Below are 20,686 nucleotides of genomic sequence, written 5' to 3'. Positions count from 1 at the left end.
CCACCCGGCGGGCCCCCCGACAATCACACAAGCTGCAAGCCACCTGCGTCGCTGCAATTTCGCTTCGCTCGAGAAACTACCAACTAGTAGGTAAGGAGACTGTCATGAGAGATCATCATCAGCCGGATTCGGCCGGTCAGGAGCAATGGCTGAGGCTGTACTACTTCACGCGCGCGGGGTTTTCCGTCGCTTGGGTCGCCGCAGCGTTTGCCGTCGGTCAGTCCTCCGCGCCGGTCGCCGGAATTTTGCTCGTCGCCTATCCGGCGTGGGACGCCGCGGCCAATTGGCTCGACGCGCTGCGCAGCGGTGGGCTCGGCCAGAACCGCACCCAGGCTCTGAACGTCCTGGTCAGTCTGGCGACCACAGTCGCGGTCGTCCTTGCCTTGCAGGTCAGCATGAACTGGGTGCTCGGCGTGTTCGGTGCATGGGCGATCCTGTCCGGATTGCTGCAGCTCGGGACGGCAATCCGGCGCTGGAGGCGTTTTGGCGCGCAGTGGGCCATGGCGCTCAGCGGTGGCCAATCAGCGCTGGCAGGCGGCTTCTTCATCGCTCAAGCCGCGATGCCCGCGACTCCGTCGATCACGAATGTCGCCGGCTATGCTGCGGTCGGCGCGCTCTACTTCCTGGTCTCGGCGATCTGGCTCACCGTCAGCGCGTGGCGGCGTGGCGCCAGGCGGGCTCGGCTGGGGTGATGCGATGGCGTTGGCGGGATCATGACAGGATGCCGGTGTTTTGCCCGACGAGTCAAATTGCGGCCTGGTATCGCAAGTGATCGGCATCGTAAATGACCGACATCGTAAGTCATTGATCCCGCAGCGCCCGCCTACTGTGCATGGGGTTGTTTTCGAGATTTTTGTTCTCGTGGCCGAACTAGCCGTCCGGATAGGGCTTGCCATCCTTGTGCAGGAACCGGCCGTCGGAAGCCGGGCTCATCATGTCGATGTCGGAGCAGGTGATGAGGTCGGCGGGCGAGCGCGAGCCGATTTCGAGGTAGAAGGCCATCGCGTCCGACCGGTTGATCATGTGATGGCCGTTGCCGCTGCCTTTCGGAAAGGCGGCGCAATCGCCCGCGCGCAAGACGGTTTCACCGTCGTCCTCGATCAGTGTCAGTTCGCCTTCGAGCAAATAGACGAACTCGTCCTCATGCGAATGCCAGTGCCGCTGGCTCGACCAGCTGCCCGGCGGCAGCCGCATCAAATTGACGCCGAAATCGGAAAGGCCCCCGGCGTTGCCGAGCCGCTGCCGGATGCGCTCGGCGCAAGGAAGGCTGAAGGGCGAGGGATAGCCGGAGCCTCTGCGCTCCGGCACTGCGGCGATGTCGATCTTGGGCATGCGGGTGCTTTCCTGAAACCTTTGGAGTTATGAGGCGCGAACAGGCCGCATCAGGGGCGGCGCTTGCGGAACCGCGCACCGGCGGCACGGTCGCGATCGCCGGAAAATTAAAGTACCGTCGCCTGTCGGCGCGCGCCAATCCCAATCGTCTTTCACTCAGACAGACTGACGGGAGACAAGGAAAATGAACTCGTCCTACTATCGCTGGGTGATCGTCGCCGCCGGCGGCCTGCTTGGCTGTGTCGCGATCGGCGGCATGTTTTCGCTGCCGGTGTTCCTGCAGCCGATCGCCAAGGACACCGGCTGGTCGGTGACCGGCATCTCCAGCGCCATGACGATCGGCTTTCTGGCGATGGCCTTCACCAGCATGGCCTGGGGCACCGCGACGGACAGGTTCGGGCCGCGGCCGGTGGTGCTGACGGGCTCGACGGTGTTGGCGCTGAGCCTGTTCGGGGCGAGCCATGCGACCTCGCTCATTGCGTTCCAGTTCGTGTTCGGCCTCTTGGTCGGTGCCTCCTGCGCGGCGATCTTCGCGCCGATGATGGCGACCGTCACCGGCTGGTTCGACACCCATCGCAGCCTCGCGGTCTCGCTGGTGTCGGCCGGCATGGGCATGGCGCCGATGACGATGTCGCCGCTCGCGGCCTGGCTCGTCTCCGGCCATGACTGGCGCACCTCGATGCAGATCGTGGCACTGGTGGTCGGCGCCATCATGATCCCGGTATCGCTGCTGGTGCGCCGTCCGCCCGCACTTGCGCAGGCGACGCCCGTGCCGTCGGGTGAGGACGCCGCGCAGGCGGAGATGTCGCTGGGGGAGGCGCTGCGCTCGCCGCAATTCCTCATCCTGCTCGCGACCAATTTCTTCTGCTGCGCCACCCATTCCGGCCCGATCATCCACACCGTCAGCTATGCCGTGAGCTGCGGCATTCCGCTGATCGCGGCGGTGACGATCTACAGCATCGAGGGTTTTGCCGGCATGGGCGGCCGCATCGCCTTCGGCCTGCTCGGCGATCGCTTCGGCGCTAAGCGCGTGCTGGTCACGGGCCTGCTGTTGCAGGCGTTCGGCGCGCTCGCCTACGTCTTCGCGCATCAGCTCGCGACTTTCTACGCGGTCGGCGCCATCTTCGGCTTCATCTATGCCGGCACCATGCCGCTCTACGCGGTGCTGGTGCGCGAAAACTTTCCGCTGCGCATGATGGGCACGGTGATCGGCGGCACCGCGATGGCCGGCAGCCTCGGCATGGCGACGGGGCCGCTCGCCGGCGGCCTGATCTACGACGCGTTCTCGAGCTACGCCTGGCTCTACATCGCCTCCTGGGCGATGGGCCTCGGCGCCTTCCTGATGGCGATGACCTTCCGCCCGTTCGCGAAGCCGCAAGGGCAGGTGGCGACCGCGGCGGCGTGAGGCTGTAGCCCGGGTGAGCGAAGCGACACCCGGGACTTCTGCCTCACAGCTGCTTTTCGAAGAACAGATCCGGATAGGGATCGTCATTGAACCGCGGGATCTCGCGCCAGCCCGTGCTGCGGTAGAGCTGGCCGGCCTCGGGGAGGGCGCTGTTGGTGTCGAGCCGCAGCAGCGCGATGCCGAGCTCGCGCGCCGCGTCTTCGGCCGCGTCCATCAGGCGACGGCCGAGCCGCAATCCGCGCGCGGCGGGGGCGACCCACAGCCGCTTGATCTCGGCATAGCCGTGATCGGTTCCCTTCAGCCCGACACAGCCGATCGGGAGCGTGTCCGACATCGCGACGATGAAGCTCCCGCGCGGCCGGCGCATGTCCTTGGCATCGGGATCGCGCGACAGCGAAACGTCAAAGCCCTGTTTGAAACGGCGGCTGAGCTCCGCGTAATATTCGCCGAGGCAATAGCGCGCCTCCTCGGATCGCGGGTCCGTCTCGTCGAGCGCAACGCGCTCGCGTGTCAGCGCGGAGGCGATCATGTCCATGGCCGCCAGCAGCGCATCGCGCTGCAAATGGTGGGCGAGGAAGCTTTCTGCCTGCGTATTCGACAGCGCCTCGTAGGCTGCGAACTCGCGCCGGCCCGTGCGTGTGAGTTTTGCCACGCGGCGGCGCGCATCGCCCGCATGCGCCGTGGTCTCGACCAGCCCTTCGTCTTCGAGGCTGCGCAACAGCCGGCTCATCAGCCCGGAATCGAGCCCGAGATAGTCTCGGATCTCGGCCACGTCCGAACGTCCGTGCCCGATTGCGTTGAGCACCCGCGCGGCGCCGAGCGGCCGGCCACGGCCGAGGAACGAGGTGTCGAGCGCGCCGACGGCGGAGGTGACGGCACGGTTGAAGCGGCGAACGCGTGAGACGGGGTCGAGCATAATATCTGACTTTAGTCAGATATTGTCTCCTGGTCAATTGGAGTGGCTGGCCTCACTTCGCCAGCGTCAGCAGCGGCTTGTCCTTCGCGACGATATAGGTCGCAAGCTCGCTGGCGGTCTCGGTGCCCACGTTCTTCGCCGCATGCACCGTGCCGGACGGGATGAACAGCACGTCGCCGGCCTTCAGCGTCACCGGTGGCTTGCCTTCGATGGCGTATTCGATGGCGCCTGACAGCACGTAGATGATTTCTTCGCCCGGATGGGTGTGCCGGCCGAACGCCACGCCGGGGGCGAGGTCGACGCGCACCTGCACGGCTTCGCGGCCGGGCGCGCTGAGATCGTGGCGCTGGAGGTCGGTGCGCGTGACACCGGCCGGCTGCGCCGCTACCGGCAGCGTGAACAGGTTTGCGGCCAGTACGGCTGTGCTGGCGAGGATACGCACGGCGGGCAAAAGACGATGGCTCATGGTCGGCTCCGTGTGGTCGCTGGATTGATCGCACCACGCGGGCCCAGCCGATGCCGGCCGGTTCCCGCGTCGTGGCGCTTCAGACGAGGGTGGTGGTCACCTCGATGTTGCCGTGCACCGCCTTGGAGTACGGGCAGATGCCGTGCGCGGCCTCGATCAGCTCCTGCGCCACCGCACGGTCGACGCCGGGGACGCTGACGTCGAGACGGGCGCGCAAGAAGAAGGCGCCGTTCGCATTGTTGAGGTCGATCGCGGTGTCGACCGACGGCTCGCTCGGCAGCTTGACCTTGCGCTGGGCGGCGGCGAGCCCGAGCGCGCCGAGGTAGCAGGCCGACCAGGCGGCCGCGAACAGGTTTTCGGCGGCCGGATGCGGCTGCGCCAACTTGATGTCGAGGAAGCCGTCGCTGGAGCGCGCGGCACCGTCGGAGCCTGAGGTGACGTGGGTCTTGCCGGTAAAGAGAAGCTTGGCAGCGGATGACATGGCGGGGTCCTTTCGGGATGCCATTTATCGTATCCGATCTAATCGGATGCGCCTTTAAATAAACCCGCCGCATCCGCCGGTCAAGATCTTCCGATTTAATCGGATACGATTTATATCGGTTGGCAGATCACGAATTGCGGAGGTTCCCGTGGCCCGTTCCCCCAAAGCCGCCGGCAAAGGCCGAAAGCTGTCGAATTTCCTGTGCTTTGCGGTCTATTCGGCCAATCTCGCCTTCGGCCGTGCCTACAAGCCCCTCTTGGACAAGGTCGGGCTGACCTACACCCAGTACATCGCCCTGGTGGCGCTGTCGGAGGAGGACGAGCAGACCGTCAGCGCGCTCGGCGAGAAGCTGTTCCTGGAATCCAACACGCTGACGCCGATCCTGAAGAAGCTCGAGCAAACGGGTTACATCAGGCGCCACCGTGATCCCGCCGACGAGCGGCAGGTGCGGGTGAGCCTGACGCCGGGCGGGCGCAAGCTGATCGAACAGGATCTCGGCGAGTCCCTGATCGAGGCGACCGGCCTCGGCGACGATTTTCCGGTGGTGCAGAAGACGGTGAGCACATTGCGCGACAATCTGCTGCGCGCGACCCAAACGGGTGCAGAGAAGAAGCGCTGAGCGGGGCGGGCTTCTGCAGGGAAGCCGGAGGCGGTGTCCGCCTCCGGCGCAAGCACGAGGGACAAGCGCTCCGCTTCAGCTGCAGACCGTGCGCGGAATCATCCATGTCGCAAAGGTCTGCCAAATCCCGTCTTCGCGACGGCGCTGGTAGGCGACGAAGTCGGCTCCGTCACCATGCACGAGTTCATAGCGATGAGATTTGGCGGCTGTGGTGGTGCTCGGTGAGCTCATAAAACACTCCATCTCGAATGGACTTTGCCCTCAGTTAGTTGCGGTGCAGCACAAGTCCATGGGAGGAACATCACGTTATGGCGAGGGCGGCGCAGCGAGGCTCTAGTCCAGCCCCAGCATCTTGCGCGATTTGCGCGTCAGCTTGGCCACGATCAGCGCGTGGGCCTGCGCCAGATAGGCGGTGAGCTCGGCATCCGGCAGGGCGTTGTTGCTGACGAGCTGCACCCATTTGGCGCGGGCGAGATACGGCGCCGGACGTGCCACGCCGTGCTCGATCAGCATCGCATAGGCCATGTCCGAGACCTTGAACATGTAGCCGCCGGAGCTTGCGACAAAGCCGCCGCCGAGCGCGAACATCTTGCCGCCGACCTTGAATACGGAAGTGCCCTCCCACTGCACCACCTTGGTGGCGGCGGGCAGGCGCAGGCAGCGCGCTTCGAAGCTTTTCGGAGTCATGGGGCGAGCGATAGCACGCCGCGTGCGGCTTGCAATGCGCGCGCTTGCTGCTTGCAATGCGCGCGCTAGCGGCCGAGCGCCGCGAAGGCGGCAATGGTGCGGTCCACCGCCGCTCCGTCGATGTGGCGATGGGTGACGAGCCGGAGCTGCGAGGGGCCGCTGGCCTGCACCAGGATGCCGCGCTGCTTCACGCCCTCGGCCCATGCGGCGGCCTCGCGTCCGCTTGCGGAGACGTCGACGCGCAGGATGTTGGTTTGCACCTGGTCGGGATCGGCGAGTGCCGGGTCGAGCCAGCTCAAGGCCGCGGCGAGCCGCCTTGCTGCCGCGTGATCCTTGGAGAGGCGCTCGATCATCGTCTCCAGCGCGACGAGGCCCGCGGCTGCGACGACACCGGACTGGCGCATGGTGCCGCCGACGAGTTTCCGCAACGTGCGCGCCCGTGCGACGAACGCCGCGCCGCCGCACAGCAGGCTGCCGACCGGCGCGCTCAGGCCCTTGGACAGGCAGACCATCACGCTGTCGGCATGCTCGGCGATCCGTGCCGCCGGCACGCCGAGCGCGACCGAGGCATTGAACAGGCGGGCGCCGTCCAGATGCACGGGGATCCCGTTGCTCTGTCCGAGCGCGTGAATTCGCATCATGTGCGGCGGGGGCAGCACGGCGCCGCCGGCGCCGTTATGCGCAGTCTCCATTGCGATCAGGCCGGGACGTTCCGAGCCGCGGATCGCGTCTGCAAGCGCCGCTTCGTCCATTGCACCGCGACGGCTCGGCATGGGCTTGGGCACCAGCCCCGCGATCGTCACGACGCTGCCGAGCTCGGAGTTGAGCAGGTGCGCACCAGCGTCGGCGAAGACCTCTCCGCCGCGCTCGGCATGGGCGAGCATCGCCAGGAGATTGCCCATCGTGCCGCTCGGCACGAACAGGGCAGCTTCCTTGCCGGTCAACGCGGCGCCCCGCGCTTCGAGCGCGCGGACGGTCGGGTCGCCCTCGCGGCCGTCGTCGCCGAGCGGGGCCCGCTGCATGCGCTCCAGCATCGCGGCCGTCGGCAGCGTGACGGTGTCGCTGCGCAGATCGACGACGCCGTCGCGGCCTCTCTCTTGCGCGACCATCAGGCGTCCTGCACTTGCAGGCCGGCCGCCGTCGGCTGGGTCTCATCGGCGGCCATGTCGCCGGCAAACTTTTCGACCAGCTTCACCGCGACCGTGTTGCCGAACACGTTGATCGCGGTGCGGCCCATGTCGAGGAAGGCGTCGACGCCGGCGATGACCGCGAGCGCCTCGATCGGCAGCCCGATCGCCGACAGCACCATGGCGATGGCGACGAGCCCGCCGGAGGGGACGTTGGCGCTGCCCTTGCTCGCGATCGTCGTGACCATGACGATGGTGAACAGCGTCGACCAGGTCAACGTCACGCCATAGGCTTCCGCGAGGAAGGTGACGGCGAGGGCAAAATACATGATGGCGCCGTCGCGGTTGAAGGCATAGCCGAGCGGCAGCACCACCGAGACGATGCGCTCTGAGGCGCCCATCGCCCGCAGCTTCTCCATGTGCAGCGGCAGGGTCACTTCCGAGGAGCGGGTGGAGAAGGCCAGGATCATCGGCTCCATCACCGCCTTGGTGACGGCAAGCGGCTTCTCGCCGATCGCAAGCAGCATCAGCCAGAAGATCGCGACCATGATCGCAAGGCCGAGATACATCACGCCGACGAGCTTTGCGAGCGCGACCACGGTGGCGAGGCCTTGCGTCGCGAACAGCCACGCCATCACCGCGAAGATGGCGATCGGAGCGAGCGAGGTGATCCATTTGGTGATCTTGAACATCGCCGCCATCACCGCCTCGAGCACGGCGACCATGGGCTCGCCGACCTTGCCGCTAGAGGCGAGTGCGAGGCCGAACAGAATGGCGAAGACGAGCGTCGGGAGAATCTTCTGCTCGGCCATCGCCGCGACGATGTTGGAGGGGATCATGTCCATGAAGAACTTGATCCAGTCCACCGACACTGCGAGGTTCTGCGGCACCTTGCCGGTCGCGGCCAGCGGGGCGCCGGCGCCGGGATGGAAGGCGGCGTTGAGGAGCAGGCCGATCAGGATCGAGATCACGGTGGCGAGGTAGAAATAGCCGAGGCTGATCGCGGCGACGCGCCCCAGGACCTTCAACTCGCTCCCCATGCGGTAGAGGCCGAGCGTGACGGCTGCGAACACCACGGGAATGACGATCATCTTCACCGCCTCGACGAAGGCGGTGCCGATCGGCCGCAGGCTCGCGCCGAAATCCGGCCAGAGCAGGCCGACGCCGAGGCCCAGCACCAATCCGAGCAGCATCTGGAACACGAGCGGCAATCTGAACAGCGGCCGGATCATGCGTGGTGGTCTCCTTGTCCCGGATATTGCGTGCGGATCGCGCCCAGCGCGGTGAGGCGGGCCTCGAATGCGGACGACAGATGCCGCCACATGCGCTGCTGCGCGGCGTCAGGATCGTGCGCTTCGATGGCCGCGTAGATGTCGAGATGCTCGCTGACGGCCTGGCGCGTGCGCTCGACGCTGTATTGCCGCATCTTCTGGAGGGCGAGGCCGCTCTGCGCGCGCAGATTGTCGTAGGACTGCGCCAGCCGGCCATTGCCGGTCGCGCGAAAGAGTTCGTCGTGGAAGGCCCAGCCGACCTGCTGCGCCTCCTCGACATCGATGTTTTCGCGCGACTGAATGCTGCGCAGCTCCCCGGCGCATTGGCGCAGCGGCTCCGTCGGCCCGCGCGTCGCGGCGAGATAGGCGGCCATGCCTTCGAGCGCGAGCCGCAATTCATGAATCTCGCGCAGATCGTCAAAGGACATCTGGCGCAGGAAGGTGCCGCGCATCGGATGGATGGTGAGCAGGCCGTCCTTGGCGAGCGCCTTCAGCGCCTCGCGGATCGGGGTGCGGCCCAGCGCCAGGCGGCTCGACAGGCTGCGTTCGGAGAGGGGTTCGTCAGGCGCAAACTCGCCTGACACGACGAGGTCGCGGAGCAGGGCATAGGCGCGGTCGCGGTCGAGGGAGGCGGTGGGCATAACTGACATACCAGCGGCATGTCAGAGGAATGTCAAGCGGGCCTACTGATTTTGCTGGTGAAACGAACCAAGGGCGGCACCGAGCTCAGCCTGAAGCTGGCGTGACGGCGTCGCGGGCGCGCCAGGCGTCGGGAACGACGAACACCTCGTCGGCGCGGCCGTAGCCGCCGTCGGGGACTTCCTCGATCAGCACCATCGTGTGCGGCCGCGCCGCTTCGCCGAAATAGTCGACGAACAGCGCGGTGAGGCGATGCACGATCTCCGCCTTCTGGGTGCGAGACAGCGCGGCTTGCGGAATCTTGATGTTGGCGAAAGGCATGATGGGTCTCTCCGTGTGATGCGATCGTGCCGTGCGTCAGACCACGCCGCCATTGGCGCGGATGACCTGGCCGTTGATCCAGCCGCCATCGCGACCGGTGAGGAAGGCGACGATTCCTGCGATGTCGTCGGGCTGGCCGAGGCGGCCGAACGGGTTCATGGCGGCAATGGCGCGCACCTGCTGCTCGCTCTTGCCTTCGAGGAACAGCCGGGTCTCGACCGGCCCGGGCGCCACCGCGTTGACGGTGATGCGCCGGCTGCCGAGCTCCTTGGCGAGGATGTGCGTCATGGTTTCGACCGCGGCCTTGGTCGCGGCGTAGACGCCGTAGCCGGGCTGGTAGAGACCGACCACGCTGGAGGAGAAGCTGACGATGCGGCCGCCGTCGCGAAGCCGCCGCGCCGCCTCGCGCAAGGACCGGAACACGCTTCCGAGATTGATCGACGTTTGCCGCGCGAACGCTTCATCGGTCACCTCGGCGAGCGGCCCGAGCTCGATGATGCCGGCATTGTTGACGAGGATGTCGACGCCGCCGAAGGCGCGCTCGGCCGCATCGAACAGCCGCGAAGGGGTTGCCGAATCGGCGAGGTCGGCCTGCACGGCGATGGCGCGCCCGCCGGCGGCCTCGATCTCGGCGACGAGCGCATCGGCAGCCGCGCGGCCGCTCGCATAGTTGATCGCGACCGCAATCCCGCCCTGCGCCAGCCGGCGGGCGATCGCTGCGCCGATGCCGCGGGAGCCGCCGGTCACGATGGCGGCGCGCTGATGTTGGTGGGTCATGGCAGGTCTCCTCGTTGTCTTCAGCCGGAGATTTAGCTGATCGCCGTGGCCGGATAATCGCCTCAGACTTGCCATCACTTGTCGGCTGTGGTGAACAATCGGCCATGGACCGATTTGACGCCATGCGTCTGTTCGTTCGCCTCGTCGAGCGGCAGAGTTTTACGGCTGCGGCCGCCGATCTCGGCATTCCCCGCTCGACGGCGAGCGAGGTCTTGCGCGGCCTGGAGTCGCGCTTGGGCGCGCGCCTGCTCGACCGCACGACGCGGCATGTCACGCCGACGCTCGACGGCGAGGACTACTACCGCCGCTGCGTCGCGATCCTGGCCGAGGTCGAGGAAGCGGAAACTGCGATGCGCGATGCGCGGCCGCGCGGCCTGCTCCGCATCGACGCCCATCCCTTGCTGACCCGCACCTTCATCCTGCCGCACCTGCCGGCATTCCTGGCGCGCTATCCGCAGCTCGACTTGCAGATCGGGCAGGGCGACCGCCTGGTCGATCTCGTGCGTGAAGGCATCGATTGCGTGATCCGGTCGGGCGAGCCGGAGGACAGCGGGATGATCCTGCGCCGCCTCGGCACGATCGCCGAGATCACGGTGGCGAGCCCGGCCTATCTCGCCAGCCACGGCGTGCCTAGGGCGCCTGATACGCTCGACGGCCATCAGATGGTCGCCTTCGTCTCCTCGCGCACCGGCGATGTGCTGCCGCTGGAATTTTCGGTTCCCGGCGCGCTGCATCACGTCGTGCTGCCGAGCCGGGTTCGGGTCAACAATTCCGACACCATGGCCGATCTCGCACGGCTCGGCTTCGGCCTCGCCCAGGCCCCCCGCTATCGCTTCGCGGATGATCTCGCCAGCGGCGCGCTGGTCGAGGTGCTCGCCGACTATCCGCCGTCACCGACGCCGCTCTCCGCGCTGTACCTGCAAAACCGCCAGCCCGCGCTGCGCCTGCGCGTCTTCCTCGACTGGATATCGGGCATTTTTGCCGAGGCGAAGCTTTGATGTGACTCGTAGCCCGGGTGAGCGAAGCGATACCCGGGACCGCCGCCCGCACGAATCCCGGATATCGCTTCGCTCATCCGGGCTACAAGAGCTTGCGTTGCCCGACGGGCAAAACACCCAAGCTGCGGGTCAATCCGCTCAAGCAAAAATATTCCACTTTACCGAAATTCGGCTTTGGCGTATTCGTGCGCCACCTCATCCCGGTCAGAGGGGCGTATCGCGATCGTCACGACACGCGGGGTGAGCTGCGGTGGACGCTAGTCACATCGGCGCGAGGGCATCGCAGGGCGGGCAACCGTGAGCGAAGGCCGTCGCGCACACGACCGGTGTGATCTGCGTACGGCAAAACCGTGTCGTCCTGGCGCCCGGGGTCTGTGCGCCAAGTCTTGCGGTGATGCGGCGGCCCGACCGGGCGCGCACATCAGCGATCCGCAAGGCGACGGGGGCAATAGTGCATCGCTCCCCGGGGAGAACGCGGCATAAGCCGTCAAACCACTGCGCAGGGAAGGCCGTGTGTTGGGCTTCACCTGTATGCCGCTGTGCAGATTTTTCGTAGCCACCTTTCGCACAGTGGACCGTGGGTGCCTGGCCGGCACCCGGCCTTCCCTGCGCCCTCTGACATCGGAGGGTGTCGCGATGAAGCAAAGCTCGGGCGAAGCAAGCCGCGAGGATGCGAAGATGTGTCTGCGATTGGGAAATCCGACTGGTCGCGAGCACCAATTTATCACCGTCACCCTGAGGTGCTCGTCCTGCGATGTATCGCAGGGCGAGCCTCGAAGGGCGACGGCCCGGCTGCATCCCGGCCGTTCATCCTTCGAGGCTCGGCTTGCGATGCATTTGCACCGCAAGCCTCGCACCTCAGGATGACGGAACAGTCACTCTCTACATAGTTGGCCAACTGCGCCGCTTTGTGAGTTGTGCCGGAGCGCCACGCGGTTACGATACACTTGAGGTTCCCGTCGAACACAGGGGCCGACATTGTGACCGGGAGGCGACATGAGCGGGCAGGAGCGCAAGGTGAAGGGATCGGACCTGTTTGTCGCGGCGCTGGAGAATGAAGGCGTCGATCGCATCTTCGGCGTTCCCGGCGAAGAAAACCTCGATCTCGTGGAATCGCTCCGCACCTCCAAGATCGAGCTGATCCTGACCCGCCACGAGCAGGCGGCCGCCTTCATGGCTGCCACCCATGGCCGGCTCACCGGGAAGCCCGGCGTCTGTCTCTCGACGCTCGGCCCAGGGGCGCTCAATCTGTCCACGGGTGCGGCCTATGCGCATCTCGGCGCGATGCCGATGATCCTGATCACCGGCCAGAAGCCGATCATGAGCAGCAGGCAGGCGCGCTTCCAGATCGTGGACGTGGTCGCGACCATGAAGCCGCTGACAAAGCTGTCGCGGCAGATCATCAGCGCCTCCAGCATCCCGACCGTGGTGCGCGATGCCTTTCGCGTGGCGATGGAGGAGCGGCCGGGGCCGGTGCATCTCGAACTGCCCGAGGACATCGCGGGCGATGAAGTGCCGGCCGCTCCCGTGATTCCGATCCATCCGATCGAGATTCCGGTCGCCCACCGCGCCGCGCTCGATCGTGCCGCCGAGATGATTCTCGCCGCAAGGCATCCGCTGGTGATGATGGGCGCCGCGACCAGCCGGCCGCGATCGACCCACGGCATCGCGAGCTTCGTGCGGCGAACCGGCATTCCCTTTTTCACCACGCAGATGGGGAAGGGCACCGTGCCCGGCGGCACCAATCTCTATATGGGCACCGCGGCGCTGTCGGAGCGCGACTATGTCCACGACGCGATCGACGCCGCCGATCTGATCGTGGCGATCGGTCACGACCCGATCGAGAAGCCGCCCTTCATCATGGGGCCGTCGGGCCCGAAGGTTATTCACGTCAGCTACACGTCGGCCAGCGTCGAGCAGGTCTATTTCCCGGATGCCGAGGTTGTCGGCGACGTGGGCCCGAGTCTGGAGCTGCTCGCCGACCGGCTCGAAGGCAAGCTGCCGCAGGCCGCGGCGCTGCTGCCGCTCCGTGAGGAGATCCTCAGGCATATCGCCGACCGCGCCACCGAGGCGCGCTGGCCGCCGACGCCGCAGCGGATCGTGCACGACATTCGCCAGGTGATCCCGGAGAACGGCATCGTCGCGCTCGACAACGGCATGTACAAGATCTGGTTCGCGCGCAACTACCGCACCCGCGTCGCCAACACGCTGTTGTTGGACAACGCGCTGGCGACGATGGGCGCAGGCCTGCCGTCGGCGATGATGGCGGCGATGCTCTATCCCGATCGCCGCGTGCTCGCGGTCGCCGGCGACGGCGGATTCATGATGAACAGCCAGGAGATGGAAACCGCCGTCCGCCTCAAGCTCAACCTGGTCGTGCTGGTGCTGGAGGACAACGCCTACGGCATGATCCGCTGGAAGCAGGCAGTCGATCATTTCGCCGATTTCGGCATGACCTTTGGCAATCCCGATTTCGTCCTCTACGCGAAGGCCTATGGAGCCAAGGGCCATCGCATCGCGAGTATCGACAGCTTCGGCCCGACGCTGGATGCCGCGTTCAGGGAAGGCGGCGTGCACCTGGTCTCGATCCCGATCGACTATTCGGAGAACGTGCGGGTGCTCGTGGATGAGCTGCGGGCTCACGAGAAGTCGAAGGCGTGATGTGCTCGCCACTCTCGCCACACCCGTCATTGCGAGCGTAGCGAAGCAATCCAGAGTGTTTCCGCAGAGGCAGTCTGGATTGCTTCGTCGCTTCGCTCCTCGCAATGACGGAGTATGCCGATCAGCCAAAATGCGATAACAACTTGCGTCAACGTAATCCAACCAGCCACAGGAATATGAAATGACTCGCGTTCGCTGTATCACCGAGATGGGCATGGGCGTCGACGTTCACGGCAGGGACGCCACCAAGGCGGCGAAGCGGGCGGTGTCGGATGCCATCCGGCATTCGAGCCTCGGTTTCTTCCGGATGATCGGCAAGACCGCGAACGACATGTTCGTCGATGTCACGATCGGAGTGCCCAACCCCGAGGGGGTGGACAAGGAAGCCGTTGCGAAGGAGCTGCCCTACGGCACCGTGACCGTGACTGCGGTCAAGGGCGGACTTGAGATTCCCTCGGCCACGGAAGTGGCCAACGACCCCATCCTCATCGCCAATGCCGCCGTCATCGTCAGCTTCGACAAGGAGTAGGGCGGTGTCCGACAGCGATGAGGCGCTGCTGGATCGCCCGATCTGGAGCGCGCTGACAACGAGCCAGAAGCATCTGGCGGAGGGTGGCCCGCGAGCGCTGCGCTATCCCGTGGACATGACGCCGTTTGCCGACATGGCCGACATGTCCGCGGCAAGTTTTGCCGCGCTCCGTGATCTCCTGTCGGGCTCGCAGGTTGCCGCGTTGTTCACGCCGGAGCCGGTCGAAATGCCCGCCGGTTTCAAGGTGGTGCTGGCCGAGACCGGCGAGCAGATGATCGGCTCGCCCGCTGACAGTTCGCTGCGCGACGCCGAGATCGTCAGATTAAGCGCCGCCGACGTTCCCGCCATGATGGCGCTGACGGATCTGACGAAGCCCGGTCCATTCGCACTGCGTACACATGAGCTCGGCACATTCCTCGGCATCCGCGTCGGTGGCGAACTGGTCGCGATGACCGGCGAGCGGATGAAGCCGGGAAGGTTCGTCGAAATGACAGCCGTCTGCGTCCATCCGGACTATCGCGGGCGCGGCTATGCGCAGGCGCTGCTCGCGGCGGTCGCGCGCCGGATCGAGGCGCGCGGCAAAATTCCGTTCCTGCACGTGTTTTCCGGCAACGCGTCCGCGATCGCGCTGTACCAGCGACAGGGCATGCGGATTCGGCGGCGCCTGTACGTCACTGCGTTCATGAAGGAGGGATAGGCTCCCTCAAGGACCGCCCTTCATTTCCTTCGAATTCACGCTATATCCGTCCCAACCACAATTGGGGGAAACAATGGACGCCAGGGCAACCGATTTTTCCGCCGTACGGACGGCGATGCAGCGCTACGTCGATCAGGAGATCATTCCCGGCGTGTCCTGGGCGGTGCTGCGCGGCCGGGAGGTCGTTGACCAGCAATGCGTCGGGCTTGCCGACCGCGAAGCCAAAACCGCGCTCCGGACCGACCACATTTTCCGCGCGTTTTCGAATACCAAGATCTTCGTCACGTGCGCGATCATGCTTCTGGTGGAAGAGGGCCGCATCGGGCTTGACGATGTCGTCGAAAAATTCCTGCCGCAGCTCGGCAATCGCAGGGTGCTGAAGCAGGACGCTTCGAGCCTTGCCGATGTCGAGCCGGCGAAGGGCTCGATCACGATCCGCCAGCTCCTGACCCACACCTCCGGCCTCAGCTACGGCATCTTCGACCCCGGCACGGTGCTGTTCAAAGGCTATAACGAGGCGGGCGTGCTCAATCCGTTGACGCCGCTGACCGACATGATCGACAAGCTTGCCGATCTGCCGCTGTCCTATCATCCCGGCACGGGCTGGGAATATTCGGTGGCGACCGACGTGGTCGGCCGCGTTGTCGAGGTCGTCTCCGGAAAATCCCTCGATGCCTTCCTCAAGGCGCGCATTTTCGATCCGCTCGCCATGACCGATACCGGCTTCTACGTGCCCGAAGCGCAGCAGGGCAGGCTGGTCGCGCTCTACACCGGCGCCGACGTGCTTGATCCGATGAAGCCCGGTCTGACGCGGGCCGACAATCTGCCTTACCCGCAGGCCTATCGCCGTCCGTTCCCGCGGCTCTCGGGCGGCGGCGGTCTGGTCTCGACCCTGCCGGACATGCTTGCGCTGGTGCGCGCCTTGGTGCCTGGGGCAGATACACTGCTGAAGTCGGAGACGCTGGGGCAGATGGTGACGAACCAGCTGCCCGCAGGCCAGACCATCCGCTTTGCCAATCTCGGGCCGATGCCCGGCAAGGGTTTTGGTCTCGGCGGCGCCGTCACCTTCGCGCCGACGCCGTTCGATCCGCCGAATTCCACCGGCGAATTCCAGTGGGGCGGCCTTGCCGGCACCCATTGGTGGATCTGCCCGCAGGCGAATACCGCCGGCGTCCTGATGGCCCAGCGCTACATGGGCTTCTGGAATCCGTTCTTCTTCGAGTTCAAGCGCCTGGCCTACCAGGCGGTCGGAGCCTGACCGCGAAAAAAAATTGCAGGCCTCCGCGAATCCTTTTCGCCCGTCGCGTCCTCCTTGTCCTCGAGGCATTCCGCCTCGGCGCGTGTCGGAGGATGTGATGGGATTTTACAGGAAGAACATCGGCGGCCTGCATCAGGCGGTGCGGGTGGCGCTCGGAATTGCGGTCGCGATTGCCGCGTTCGCGTATCTGTCGGGGCTTGCGGCGTGGCTGGTCGCGCTCGGCGGCGCAGGCTTCGCGCTGACCGGCCTCGTCGGCTACTGCCCGATGTGCGCGATGGCCGGAATCGGACGAGGAGGCGTGTCGTGAGCGCGGCTGCGATCTCGCCCAACCTGTTCGAGGCGGCGCGGCTCGGCGATCCCGAGGCGATCGCGTCGCTGCTCGCGACGGCGCAGCCCGATATCCGCCGCTACGCGCGCGCCACCTGCCGCAGCTCGGCGGATGCCGAGGATGCGACGCAGGAGGCGCTGTGGATCCTGTTCCGCCATGTCGGCACCATCCGCTCGCTGCTGGCGCTGTCCGCCTGGCTGTTCAGCGTGGTTCGGCGCGAATGCCTGCGGCTCGCGCGCAAGGCCGGCCTTATGCCGGCCATCGCTGCGAGTGACGCGGAGGCCGCACTGCTGTCGCGGCCCGAGGCCGATCTGCGGCTCGACGTGGCCGCGGCCTTCGAGGCGCTGCCGCTGCACTATCGCGACGTCGCGCTGATGCGCGACGTCAAGGAGATGACCATCGACGAAATCGCCGTCGCACTCGGCGCGTCCAGGCAGACCGTCAAGGCACGCCTGCATCGCGCCCGCGCATTGATGCGCGAATATCTGACGAGATGAGACATGACCGATTATCAAAACTCCGATGACCTGAGATCCGTCCCGGCCTTCGTCGCGCTCGCGCCGGTCGAGGCCAACGCCTTCCTCGCCTTCAATCATGCCGTCGAGCGCAAGGACGGCTTGATCCCGCCGAAATATCGCGAGCTGATTTCGCTCGCGGTCGCGCTCACCACGCAATGCGCCTATTGCCTCGACGTGCATACGGCACAGGCGGCGAAAGCCGGTGCGACGCGCGAGGAGGTCGCGGAAGCTGCGTTGATCGCCGCTGCGGTCCGCGCCGGCGGCACGCTCGGCCATGCGCTGTTGGCCCAGCGCCTGTTCGAACGACATCAAGGTGAAACCACGGGATGAACGCGCATCGGAGGCTCGGTCGTACGCGTGAATAATTATCTCGGTCTCGATGGATTTCGTTACGGCTGGGTCGCAGCCTGGATCGACGAGCGCGGCGATCACGGCTTCGACTATTCGCCGGGGCTGACGCGATTGCTCGCGATGCCACATGCGCGCGCGATGATCGACATGCCGATTGGGTTGAACGTGAGCGGCTATCGAACATGCGACCTGCGTGCGCGCGAACTGGTCGGCCCCGCCGTGTTTCTCGGCGCGCGCCGCGACCTCTGGAGATTTCCCGACATGGCGGCAGCCAATCGTCATTACTGGGAGCACGAAGGCAAGGGCAGAGGCGTGTCGGCGCAGCTCTGGAACATCAGGGACAAGATCAGGGATGTCGACGAGATCATGACGCCGGCACGGCAAGCCACGATCGGCGAAGCGCATCCGGAATTGATCTTCTGGAATCTCGCCGGGCGCCTACGGCTGGAGAGCAAGGGATCAGCGCACGGCCGCGAACAACGCATCGCGCTACTGGAGCAACGCGGCTTTACACGCTTGCGGAAATGGCTGACGCAGCGTCACGGCACCGGCATCGGCCGTGACGATCTCATCGACGCCTGCGCCTGCGCGGTCGCAGCGCGCGACAGCACGCAGTCGGTCGGTGATGGCGAGATCGATCCGCGCGGATTGCGAGTGGAGATCAACTATTGAGGCGACCGGCCGCCAAGGTGCGCTCGGGATAAAGCGGCAATTTATTTGACAGGTGTAGGAACTGCGGGTGGTCGGCCCGCGTTCCCCGTGCGAAGAGATTACAGAGATGCTCGTGCGATGAATGATACCAGTCAATTCGCGACCGCGCTGCTCGCGCTCGTTTTCACCGGAGCCCTGCTCGTCACCGGGCAGCGCTTCATCGAGCAACGTGCGCAGCGCGATATCGTGTATGCGACAAGTCACTTGCTGCGGCCGCTGTGATCCGGCTTCAGTGCGAAAAGATCGTGTGACCTCTGCATCGGCCTTGTGCCGTTCGTCCGCTCGCCTAGATTAGGCGACAATCTCACGAACGATGCCGGGGTCCCGATGTCCGATCTCTCCGCCTTTCCCATCACCAAGCGCTGGCCGGCAAGGCATCCGGAGCTGCTTCAGCTCTATTCGTTGCCGACGCCGAACGGCGTCAAGGTGTCGATCATGCTGGAGGAGATCGGGCTTCCCTACGAGGTCCATCTCGTCGATTTCGGCAAGGACGACCAGAAGACGCCCGAGTTTCTGTCGCTCAATCCGAACGGCAAGATCCCGGCGATCCTCGATCCCAACGGTCCCGGCGGCCGGCCGCTGCCGCTGTTCGAGTCCGGGGCTATCCTGCAATATCTAGCGGAGAAGACCGGCAAGCTGTTGCCGCAGGATGCCGCGCGCCGCTACCAGGCCATCCAGTGGGTGCATTTCCAGATGGGCGGGATCGGGCCTATGTTCGGCCAGGTCGGTTTCTTCCACAAATTCGCCGGCAAGGATTTCGAGGACAAGCGGCCGCTAGAACGCTACGTGGGCGAGTCCAGGCGTCTGCTCGGCGTGATGGAGACGCATCTGGCCGGCCGGCAATGGTTCATGGATGACGACTACACCATCGCCGACATCTCGATGCTTGGCTGGGTGCGCAACCTCATCGGCTTCTACGGCGCCGGTGATCTCGTCGAATTCACCCAGTTCAAATCGGTTGCCGCATGGCTCGAACGGGGACTTACACGTCCGGCGGTGCAACGTGGGCTCAACATTCCGAAACGGCCGTGAACTAGCTCAGCGCCTTGTAGGTCATGTAGAGCGCCATCAGCGAGACGAGGGCGATCATGACCCGGCGCAGCACCGATTTGCTGACGCCATTGGCCATGCGTGCGCCGAGATCGGTGCCGACCCAGAGGCCGGCGACGATGCCGATGATGGCCGGCCAGCCGACCATGAGCCCCTTGCTCCAGTAGATCCACGCCGCTGGAATGTTGGTCGGGATCACCGAGAAGACGAGGCTGACGAGTTGCGCCTGGTGCTGCGGCACGCGCAGGCCCGCGGCAAGGCCGACGGTGATCGCCAGGCCGCCGCCGATCCCCATGAAGCCGGAGGAAAAGCCGGCCAGCGCGCCGATGAGGAACAGCGGGAGCCAGGGCAGTTCGGCGGGATCGCCGGCCTCGCCAGCTCCGTCCTTGCGGTCGCGGCGCAGCAGCAGGGCTGCGATCAGCAGAGCGAGGTAGACGACGTAGGTCCATTGCAGCACTGCGTCGGACACGCCGGCCGCGGCATAGCCGCCGCCCGCGCCACCGACGAGAAATCCGATGCCGATCCAGACGATCCATTGCAGCGGACTGCGATTGCCGCTCTGCCAGTAGCGGCGCACTCCGGCGAAACCGGTCGGCGGGACCTGCGTGATCAGCGAGGTGCCCTGGGCGACGTGCTGCTCCGCGCCGAGCAGCAGAACGGAGAAGATCACGAGACCGCCGCCCGGGCTCGTGCCCATGAAGCCCGATGTCGCGCCGCCGACGAGGCCGACGCCGATGCCTGCGAGCAGTTCGTAGATCCAGGACATCGCTCAAGCCCGGGTTCGTCGCTTGACGTCCGGCTTCGTCGTGCGGAAGCCGTCGATCACGCCATCGACAGCCGCCATGCAGGCATCGACGTCAAAGTCCTCGCCCCAGCATTTTTGCAGCACAAAGCCCTGGAAGATAGCGATCAACACGCGCGCGATGGCGTCGGCGCCGAGATCGCGCCTGATGAGGCCGTCGTGCTGGGCGCGCTCGACCAGCGCCACGATCAGGGCGCGCGGCATCTCGATGCCTTCGACGACGCTGGTGCGGACGCGGCGGTTACGCAGCGCCTCGGCCCAGCCATGGATGCCGACGCGCCGCCGCGCTTCGCCGGCGGGATCGGTGAGCCATTGCGCGTAGACGCGGACCAGCGCGTGAAGTCCTTCGATCGGATCGCCCGATCCCTGCGCGACCGAGTTGAGCACGGCTTCGCGGCGGTGCCGGTCGTCGGCGAGCGCCTCGATCAGGTCGTCCTTGCTCCGGAAGTAGAGATAGACCGCGCCATGGCTCAGCCCCGACCGCTTCACGATGTCGGCCATGCCGGTCTGGTGAAAGCCGTTCTCGGCGAAGCAGGCGAGGGCGGCCTCGAGGATCTGCCGTCGCCGGCCTTCACGCTGCTTGTCGCTGATCTTCGGCATCGGAGCCTCCGCAAATAACTGACTGATCGATCGTTTTAGCGATTCATCGAGGGCAGCTTGATTATTGGCGGGTATAATAAAAAACGATCAGTCAGTCATTTTTAGATCAACGACGGGTTTTGGTCAAGTCTCGATGGCTCCG

Annotated in this window: 27 protein-coding genes; 14 read left to right on the top strand and 13 right to left on the bottom strand. The window is 65.7% G+C overall.

What is annotated here, in order from left to right; genetic code table 11:
* Positions 1-104: 104 nt before the first annotated feature.
* On the top strand, positions 105-692 hold the full coding sequence (locus AB5K84_RS27095; RefSeq protein ID WP_011086783.1) for a membrane protein: 588 nt from the start codon (positions 105-107) through the stop codon (positions 690-692).
* Between the two features lie 178 nt (positions 693-870).
* On the opposite strand, the gene AB5K84_RS27090 is transcribed toward AB5K84_RS27095, so the two are convergent.
* Positions 871-1,332 (bottom strand): cupin domain-containing protein, encoded by a 462-nt coding sequence (locus AB5K84_RS27090; RefSeq protein ID WP_011086784.1) that lies wholly within the window; start codon positions 1,330-1,332, stop codon positions 871-873.
* A gap of 184 nt (positions 1,333-1,516) precedes the next feature.
* Between AB5K84_RS27090 and AB5K84_RS27085 the strand changes: the two genes are divergently transcribed.
* Positions 1,517-2,737: an MFS transporter gene (locus AB5K84_RS27085; RefSeq protein ID WP_011086785.1), complete on the top strand. Its 1,221-nt coding sequence runs from the start codon at positions 1,517-1,519 to the stop codon at positions 2,735-2,737.
* Positions 2,738-2,780: 43 nt separating this feature from the next.
* Here AB5K84_RS27085 and AB5K84_RS27080 read toward each other — a convergent pair whose 3' ends face one another.
* The 3 genes from AB5K84_RS27080 to AB5K84_RS27070 form a co-directional block, all read right to left on the bottom strand.
* Complete coding sequence (locus AB5K84_RS27080; protein WP_011086786.1) at positions 2,781-3,653, bottom strand: bifunctional helix-turn-helix transcriptional regulator/GNAT family N-acetyltransferase; 873 nt, start codon at positions 3,651-3,653, stop codon at positions 2,781-2,783.
* A gap of 52 nt (positions 3,654-3,705) precedes the next feature.
* Positions 3,706-4,119, bottom strand: coding sequence for a cupin domain-containing protein (locus AB5K84_RS27075; protein WP_011086787.1), 414 nt, complete (start codon positions 4,117-4,119; stop codon positions 3,706-3,708).
* A 79-nt stretch (positions 4,120-4,198) separates the two neighbouring features.
* Entirely contained in the window at positions 4,199-4,600 is a 402-nt protein-coding gene (locus AB5K84_RS27070; RefSeq protein ID WP_028171032.1) for an Ohr family peroxiredoxin, read from the bottom strand.
* A 148-nt stretch (positions 4,601-4,748) separates the two neighbouring features.
* Here AB5K84_RS27070 and AB5K84_RS27065 point away from each other — a divergent pair, with 148 nt between their 5' ends.
* Positions 4,749-5,219 (top strand): MarR family winged helix-turn-helix transcriptional regulator, encoded by a 471-nt coding sequence (locus tag AB5K84_RS27065; RefSeq protein ID WP_011086789.1) that lies wholly within the window; start codon positions 4,749-4,751, stop codon positions 5,217-5,219.
* Positions 5,220-5,294: 75 nt separating this feature from the next.
* Here the strand turns inward: AB5K84_RS27065 and AB5K84_RS27060 are convergent, their stop codons facing one another.
* From AB5K84_RS27060 to AB5K84_RS27030, 7 genes are all read right to left on the bottom strand, one after another.
* Entirely contained in the window at positions 5,295-5,450 is a 156-nt protein-coding gene (locus tag AB5K84_RS27060) for a hypothetical protein (RefSeq protein WP_011086790.1), read from the bottom strand.
* A 102-nt stretch (positions 5,451-5,552) separates the two neighbouring features.
* Positions 5,553-5,906: an MmcQ/YjbR family DNA-binding protein gene (locus tag AB5K84_RS27055; protein WP_011086791.1), complete on the bottom strand. Its 354-nt coding sequence runs from the start codon at positions 5,904-5,906 to the stop codon at positions 5,553-5,555.
* A gap of 65 nt (positions 5,907-5,971) precedes the next feature.
* Positions 5,972-7,015 (bottom strand): threonine aldolase family protein, encoded by a 1,044-nt coding sequence (locus tag AB5K84_RS27050; protein ID WP_011086792.1) that lies wholly within the window; start codon positions 7,013-7,015, stop codon positions 5,972-5,974.
* Entirely contained in the window at positions 7,015-8,265 is a 1,251-nt protein-coding gene (locus tag AB5K84_RS27045) for a dicarboxylate/amino acid:cation symporter (protein ID WP_011086793.1), read from the bottom strand. Before AB5K84_RS27045 ends, AB5K84_RS27050 begins: the two co-directional genes overlap by 1 nt.
* On the bottom strand, positions 8,262-8,945 hold the full coding sequence (locus AB5K84_RS27040) for a GntR family transcriptional regulator (RefSeq protein WP_038967643.1): 684 nt from the start codon (positions 8,943-8,945) through the stop codon (positions 8,262-8,264). Before AB5K84_RS27040 ends, AB5K84_RS27045 begins: the two co-directional genes overlap by 4 nt.
* 85 nt (positions 8,946-9,030) lie before the next feature.
* Positions 9,031-9,264 carry a tautomerase family protein gene (locus tag AB5K84_RS27035; RefSeq protein ID WP_011086795.1) on the bottom strand — a complete coding sequence of 78 codons (234 nt, stop codon included), beginning with the start codon at positions 9,262-9,264 and terminating at the stop codon, positions 9,031-9,033.
* A 36-nt stretch (positions 9,265-9,300) separates the two neighbouring features.
* On the bottom strand, positions 9,301-10,041 hold the full coding sequence (locus tag AB5K84_RS27030) for an SDR family oxidoreductase (protein WP_038967644.1): 741 nt from the start codon (positions 10,039-10,041) through the stop codon (positions 9,301-9,303).
* 104 nt (positions 10,042-10,145) lie between these two features.
* Here AB5K84_RS27030 and AB5K84_RS27025 point away from each other — a divergent pair, with 104 nt between their 5' ends.
* The 11 genes from AB5K84_RS27025 to AB5K84_RS26975 all read left to right on the top strand — a co-directional run bounded on the left by AB5K84_RS27025 (position 10,146) and on the right by AB5K84_RS26975 (position 19,124).
* Positions 10,146-11,039, top strand: coding sequence for a LysR family transcriptional regulator (locus tag AB5K84_RS27025; protein ID WP_011086797.1), 894 nt, complete (start codon positions 10,146-10,148; stop codon positions 11,037-11,039).
* 996 nt (positions 11,040-12,035) lie between these two features.
* Positions 12,036-13,700 carry an acetolactate synthase large subunit gene (locus AB5K84_RS27020; RefSeq protein WP_011086799.1) on the top strand — a complete coding sequence of 555 codons (1,665 nt, stop codon included), beginning with the start codon at positions 12,036-12,038 and terminating at the stop codon, positions 13,698-13,700.
* Between the two features lie 181 nt (positions 13,701-13,881).
* Positions 13,882-14,229, top strand: coding sequence for a Lin0512 family protein (locus AB5K84_RS27015; RefSeq protein ID WP_011086800.1), 348 nt, complete (start codon positions 13,882-13,884; stop codon positions 14,227-14,229).
* Positions 14,230-14,233: 4 nt separating this feature from the next.
* On the top strand, positions 14,234-14,926 hold the full coding sequence (locus AB5K84_RS27010; protein ID WP_038967556.1) for a GNAT family N-acetyltransferase: 693 nt from the start codon (positions 14,234-14,236) through the stop codon (positions 14,924-14,926).
* 73 nt (positions 14,927-14,999) lie between these two features.
* Complete coding sequence (locus AB5K84_RS27005) at positions 15,000-16,184, top strand: serine hydrolase domain-containing protein (RefSeq protein WP_011086802.1); 1,185 nt, start codon at positions 15,000-15,002, stop codon at positions 16,182-16,184.
* 97 nt (positions 16,185-16,281) lie between these two features.
* Positions 16,282-16,491 carry a YgaP family membrane protein gene (locus AB5K84_RS27000; protein ID WP_038967554.1) on the top strand — a complete coding sequence of 70 codons (210 nt, stop codon included), beginning with the start codon at positions 16,282-16,284 and terminating at the stop codon, positions 16,489-16,491.
* Positions 16,488-17,009, top strand: coding sequence for an RNA polymerase sigma factor (locus AB5K84_RS26995; protein ID WP_011086804.1), 522 nt, complete (start codon positions 16,488-16,490; stop codon positions 17,007-17,009). Before AB5K84_RS27000 ends, AB5K84_RS26995 begins: the two co-directional genes overlap by 4 nt.
* A gap of 3 nt (positions 17,010-17,012) precedes the next feature.
* Positions 17,013-17,360, top strand: a complete 348-nt coding sequence (locus tag AB5K84_RS26990; RefSeq protein ID WP_011086805.1) for a carboxymuconolactone decarboxylase family protein — start codon at positions 17,013-17,015, stop codon at positions 17,358-17,360.
* Positions 17,361-17,387: 27 nt separating this feature from the next.
* Positions 17,388-18,053 (top strand): DUF429 domain-containing protein, encoded by a 666-nt coding sequence (locus tag AB5K84_RS26985; protein WP_441232695.1) that lies wholly within the window; start codon positions 17,388-17,390, stop codon positions 18,051-18,053.
* A gap of 117 nt (positions 18,054-18,170) precedes the next feature.
* A complete protein-coding gene (locus AB5K84_RS26980) occupies positions 18,171-18,314 on the top strand; it encodes a hypothetical protein (RefSeq protein ID WP_165448151.1) in 144 nt (47 codons plus the stop codon).
* A gap of 105 nt (positions 18,315-18,419) precedes the next feature.
* The gene (locus AB5K84_RS26975) at positions 18,420-19,124 is read left to right on the top strand and encodes a glutathione S-transferase family protein (protein WP_038967553.1); all 705 of its coding nucleotides are present in this window, start codon (positions 18,420-18,422) and stop codon (positions 19,122-19,124) included.
* 1 nt (position 19,125) lies between these two features.
* On the opposite strand, the gene AB5K84_RS26970 is transcribed toward AB5K84_RS26975, so the two are convergent.
* Positions 19,126-19,908, bottom strand: a complete 783-nt coding sequence (locus AB5K84_RS26970; protein WP_011086808.1) for a sulfite exporter TauE/SafE family protein — start codon at positions 19,906-19,908, stop codon at positions 19,126-19,128.
* Positions 19,909-19,911: 3 nt separating this feature from the next.
* Positions 19,912-20,544 (bottom strand): TetR/AcrR family transcriptional regulator, encoded by a 633-nt coding sequence (locus AB5K84_RS26965; RefSeq protein ID WP_011086809.1) that lies wholly within the window; start codon positions 20,542-20,544, stop codon positions 19,912-19,914.
* Positions 20,545-20,686 lie beyond the last annotated feature (142 nt).

It is taken from the genome of Bradyrhizobium sp. 1200_D9_N1_1 (assembly GCF_052075915.1).
Taxonomy (GTDB): domain Bacteria; phylum Pseudomonadota; class Alphaproteobacteria; order Rhizobiales; family Xanthobacteraceae; genus Bradyrhizobium; species Bradyrhizobium diazoefficiens.
The sequence above is the reverse complement of the archived record's forward strand: the minus strand, read 5'-3'. Positions and strand labels throughout refer to the sequence as shown.

What these genes read in the sequence shown, in the direction of transcription:
- AB5K84_RS27060 (WP_011086790.1), bottom strand. Translation starts at nt 5,450, where the DNA reads ATGAGCTCACCGAGCACCACCACAGCCGCCAAATCTCATCGCTATGAA.
- AB5K84_RS27000 (WP_038967554.1), top strand. Translation starts at nt 16,282, where the DNA reads ATGGGATTTTACAGGAAGAACATCGGCGGCCTGCATCAGGCGGTGCGG.
- AB5K84_RS27085 (WP_011086785.1), top strand. Translation starts at nt 1,517, where the DNA reads ATGAACTCGTCCTACTATCGCTGGGTGATCGTCGCCGCCGGCGGCCTG.
- AB5K84_RS27045 (WP_011086793.1), bottom strand. Translation starts at nt 8,265, where the DNA reads ATGATCCGGCCGCTGTTCAGATTGCCGCTCGTGTTCCAGATGCTGCTC.
- AB5K84_RS27035 (WP_011086795.1), bottom strand. Translation starts at nt 9,264, where the DNA reads ATGCCTTTCGCCAACATCAAGATTCCGCAAGCCGCGCTGTCTCGCACC.
- AB5K84_RS27025 (WP_011086797.1), top strand. Translation starts at nt 10,146, where the DNA reads ATGGACCGATTTGACGCCATGCGTCTGTTCGTTCGCCTCGTCGAGCGG.
- AB5K84_RS27055 (WP_011086791.1), bottom strand. Translation starts at nt 5,906, where the DNA reads ATGACTCCGAAAAGCTTCGAAGCGCGCTGCCTGCGCCTGCCCGCCGCC.
- AB5K84_RS26975 (WP_038967553.1), top strand. Translation starts at nt 18,420, where the DNA reads ATGTCCGATCTCTCCGCCTTTCCCATCACCAAGCGCTGGCCGGCAAGG.
- AB5K84_RS27030 (WP_038967644.1), bottom strand. Translation starts at nt 10,041, where the DNA reads ATGACCCACCAACATCAGCGCGCCGCCATCGTGACCGGCGGCTCCCGC.
- AB5K84_RS27075 (WP_011086787.1), bottom strand. Translation starts at nt 4,119, where the DNA reads ATGAGCCATCGTCTTTTGCCCGCCGTGCGTATCCTCGCCAGCACAGCC.
- AB5K84_RS26965 (WP_011086809.1), bottom strand. Translation starts at nt 20,544, where the DNA reads ATGCCGAAGATCAGCGACAAGCAGCGTGAAGGCCGGCGACGGCAGATC.
- AB5K84_RS27020 (WP_011086799.1), top strand. Translation starts at nt 12,036, where the DNA reads ATGAGCGGGCAGGAGCGCAAGGTGAAGGGATCGGACCTGTTTGTCGCG.
- AB5K84_RS27015 (WP_011086800.1), top strand. Translation starts at nt 13,882, where the DNA reads ATGACTCGCGTTCGCTGTATCACCGAGATGGGCATGGGCGTCGACGTT.
- AB5K84_RS27080 (WP_011086786.1), bottom strand. Translation starts at nt 3,653, where the DNA reads ATGCTCGACCCCGTCTCACGCGTTCGCCGCTTCAACCGTGCCGTCACC.
- AB5K84_RS27090 (WP_011086784.1), bottom strand. Translation starts at nt 1,332, where the DNA reads ATGCCCAAGATCGACATCGCCGCAGTGCCGGAGCGCAGAGGCTCCGGC.
- AB5K84_RS26970 (WP_011086808.1), bottom strand. Translation starts at nt 19,908, where the DNA reads ATGTCCTGGATCTACGAACTGCTCGCAGGCATCGGCGTCGGCCTCGTC.
- AB5K84_RS27040 (WP_038967643.1), bottom strand. Translation starts at nt 8,945, where the DNA reads ATGCCCACCGCCTCCCTCGACCGCGACCGCGCCTATGCCCTGCTCCGC.
- AB5K84_RS27095 (WP_011086783.1), top strand. Translation starts at nt 105, where the DNA reads ATGAGAGATCATCATCAGCCGGATTCGGCCGGTCAGGAGCAATGGCTG.
- AB5K84_RS27070 (WP_028171032.1), bottom strand. Translation starts at nt 4,600, where the DNA reads ATGTCATCCGCTGCCAAGCTTCTCTTTACCGGCAAGACCCACGTCACC.
- AB5K84_RS27005 (WP_011086802.1), top strand. Translation starts at nt 15,000, where the DNA reads ATGGACGCCAGGGCAACCGATTTTTCCGCCGTACGGACGGCGATGCAG.
- AB5K84_RS26980 (WP_165448151.1), top strand. Translation starts at nt 18,171, where the DNA reads ATGAATGATACCAGTCAATTCGCGACCGCGCTGCTCGCGCTCGTTTTC.
- AB5K84_RS26990 (WP_011086805.1), top strand. Translation starts at nt 17,013, where the DNA reads ATGACCGATTATCAAAACTCCGATGACCTGAGATCCGTCCCGGCCTTC.
- AB5K84_RS27050 (WP_011086792.1), bottom strand. Translation starts at nt 7,015, where the DNA reads ATGGTCGCGCAAGAGAGAGGCCGCGACGGCGTCGTCGATCTGCGCAGC.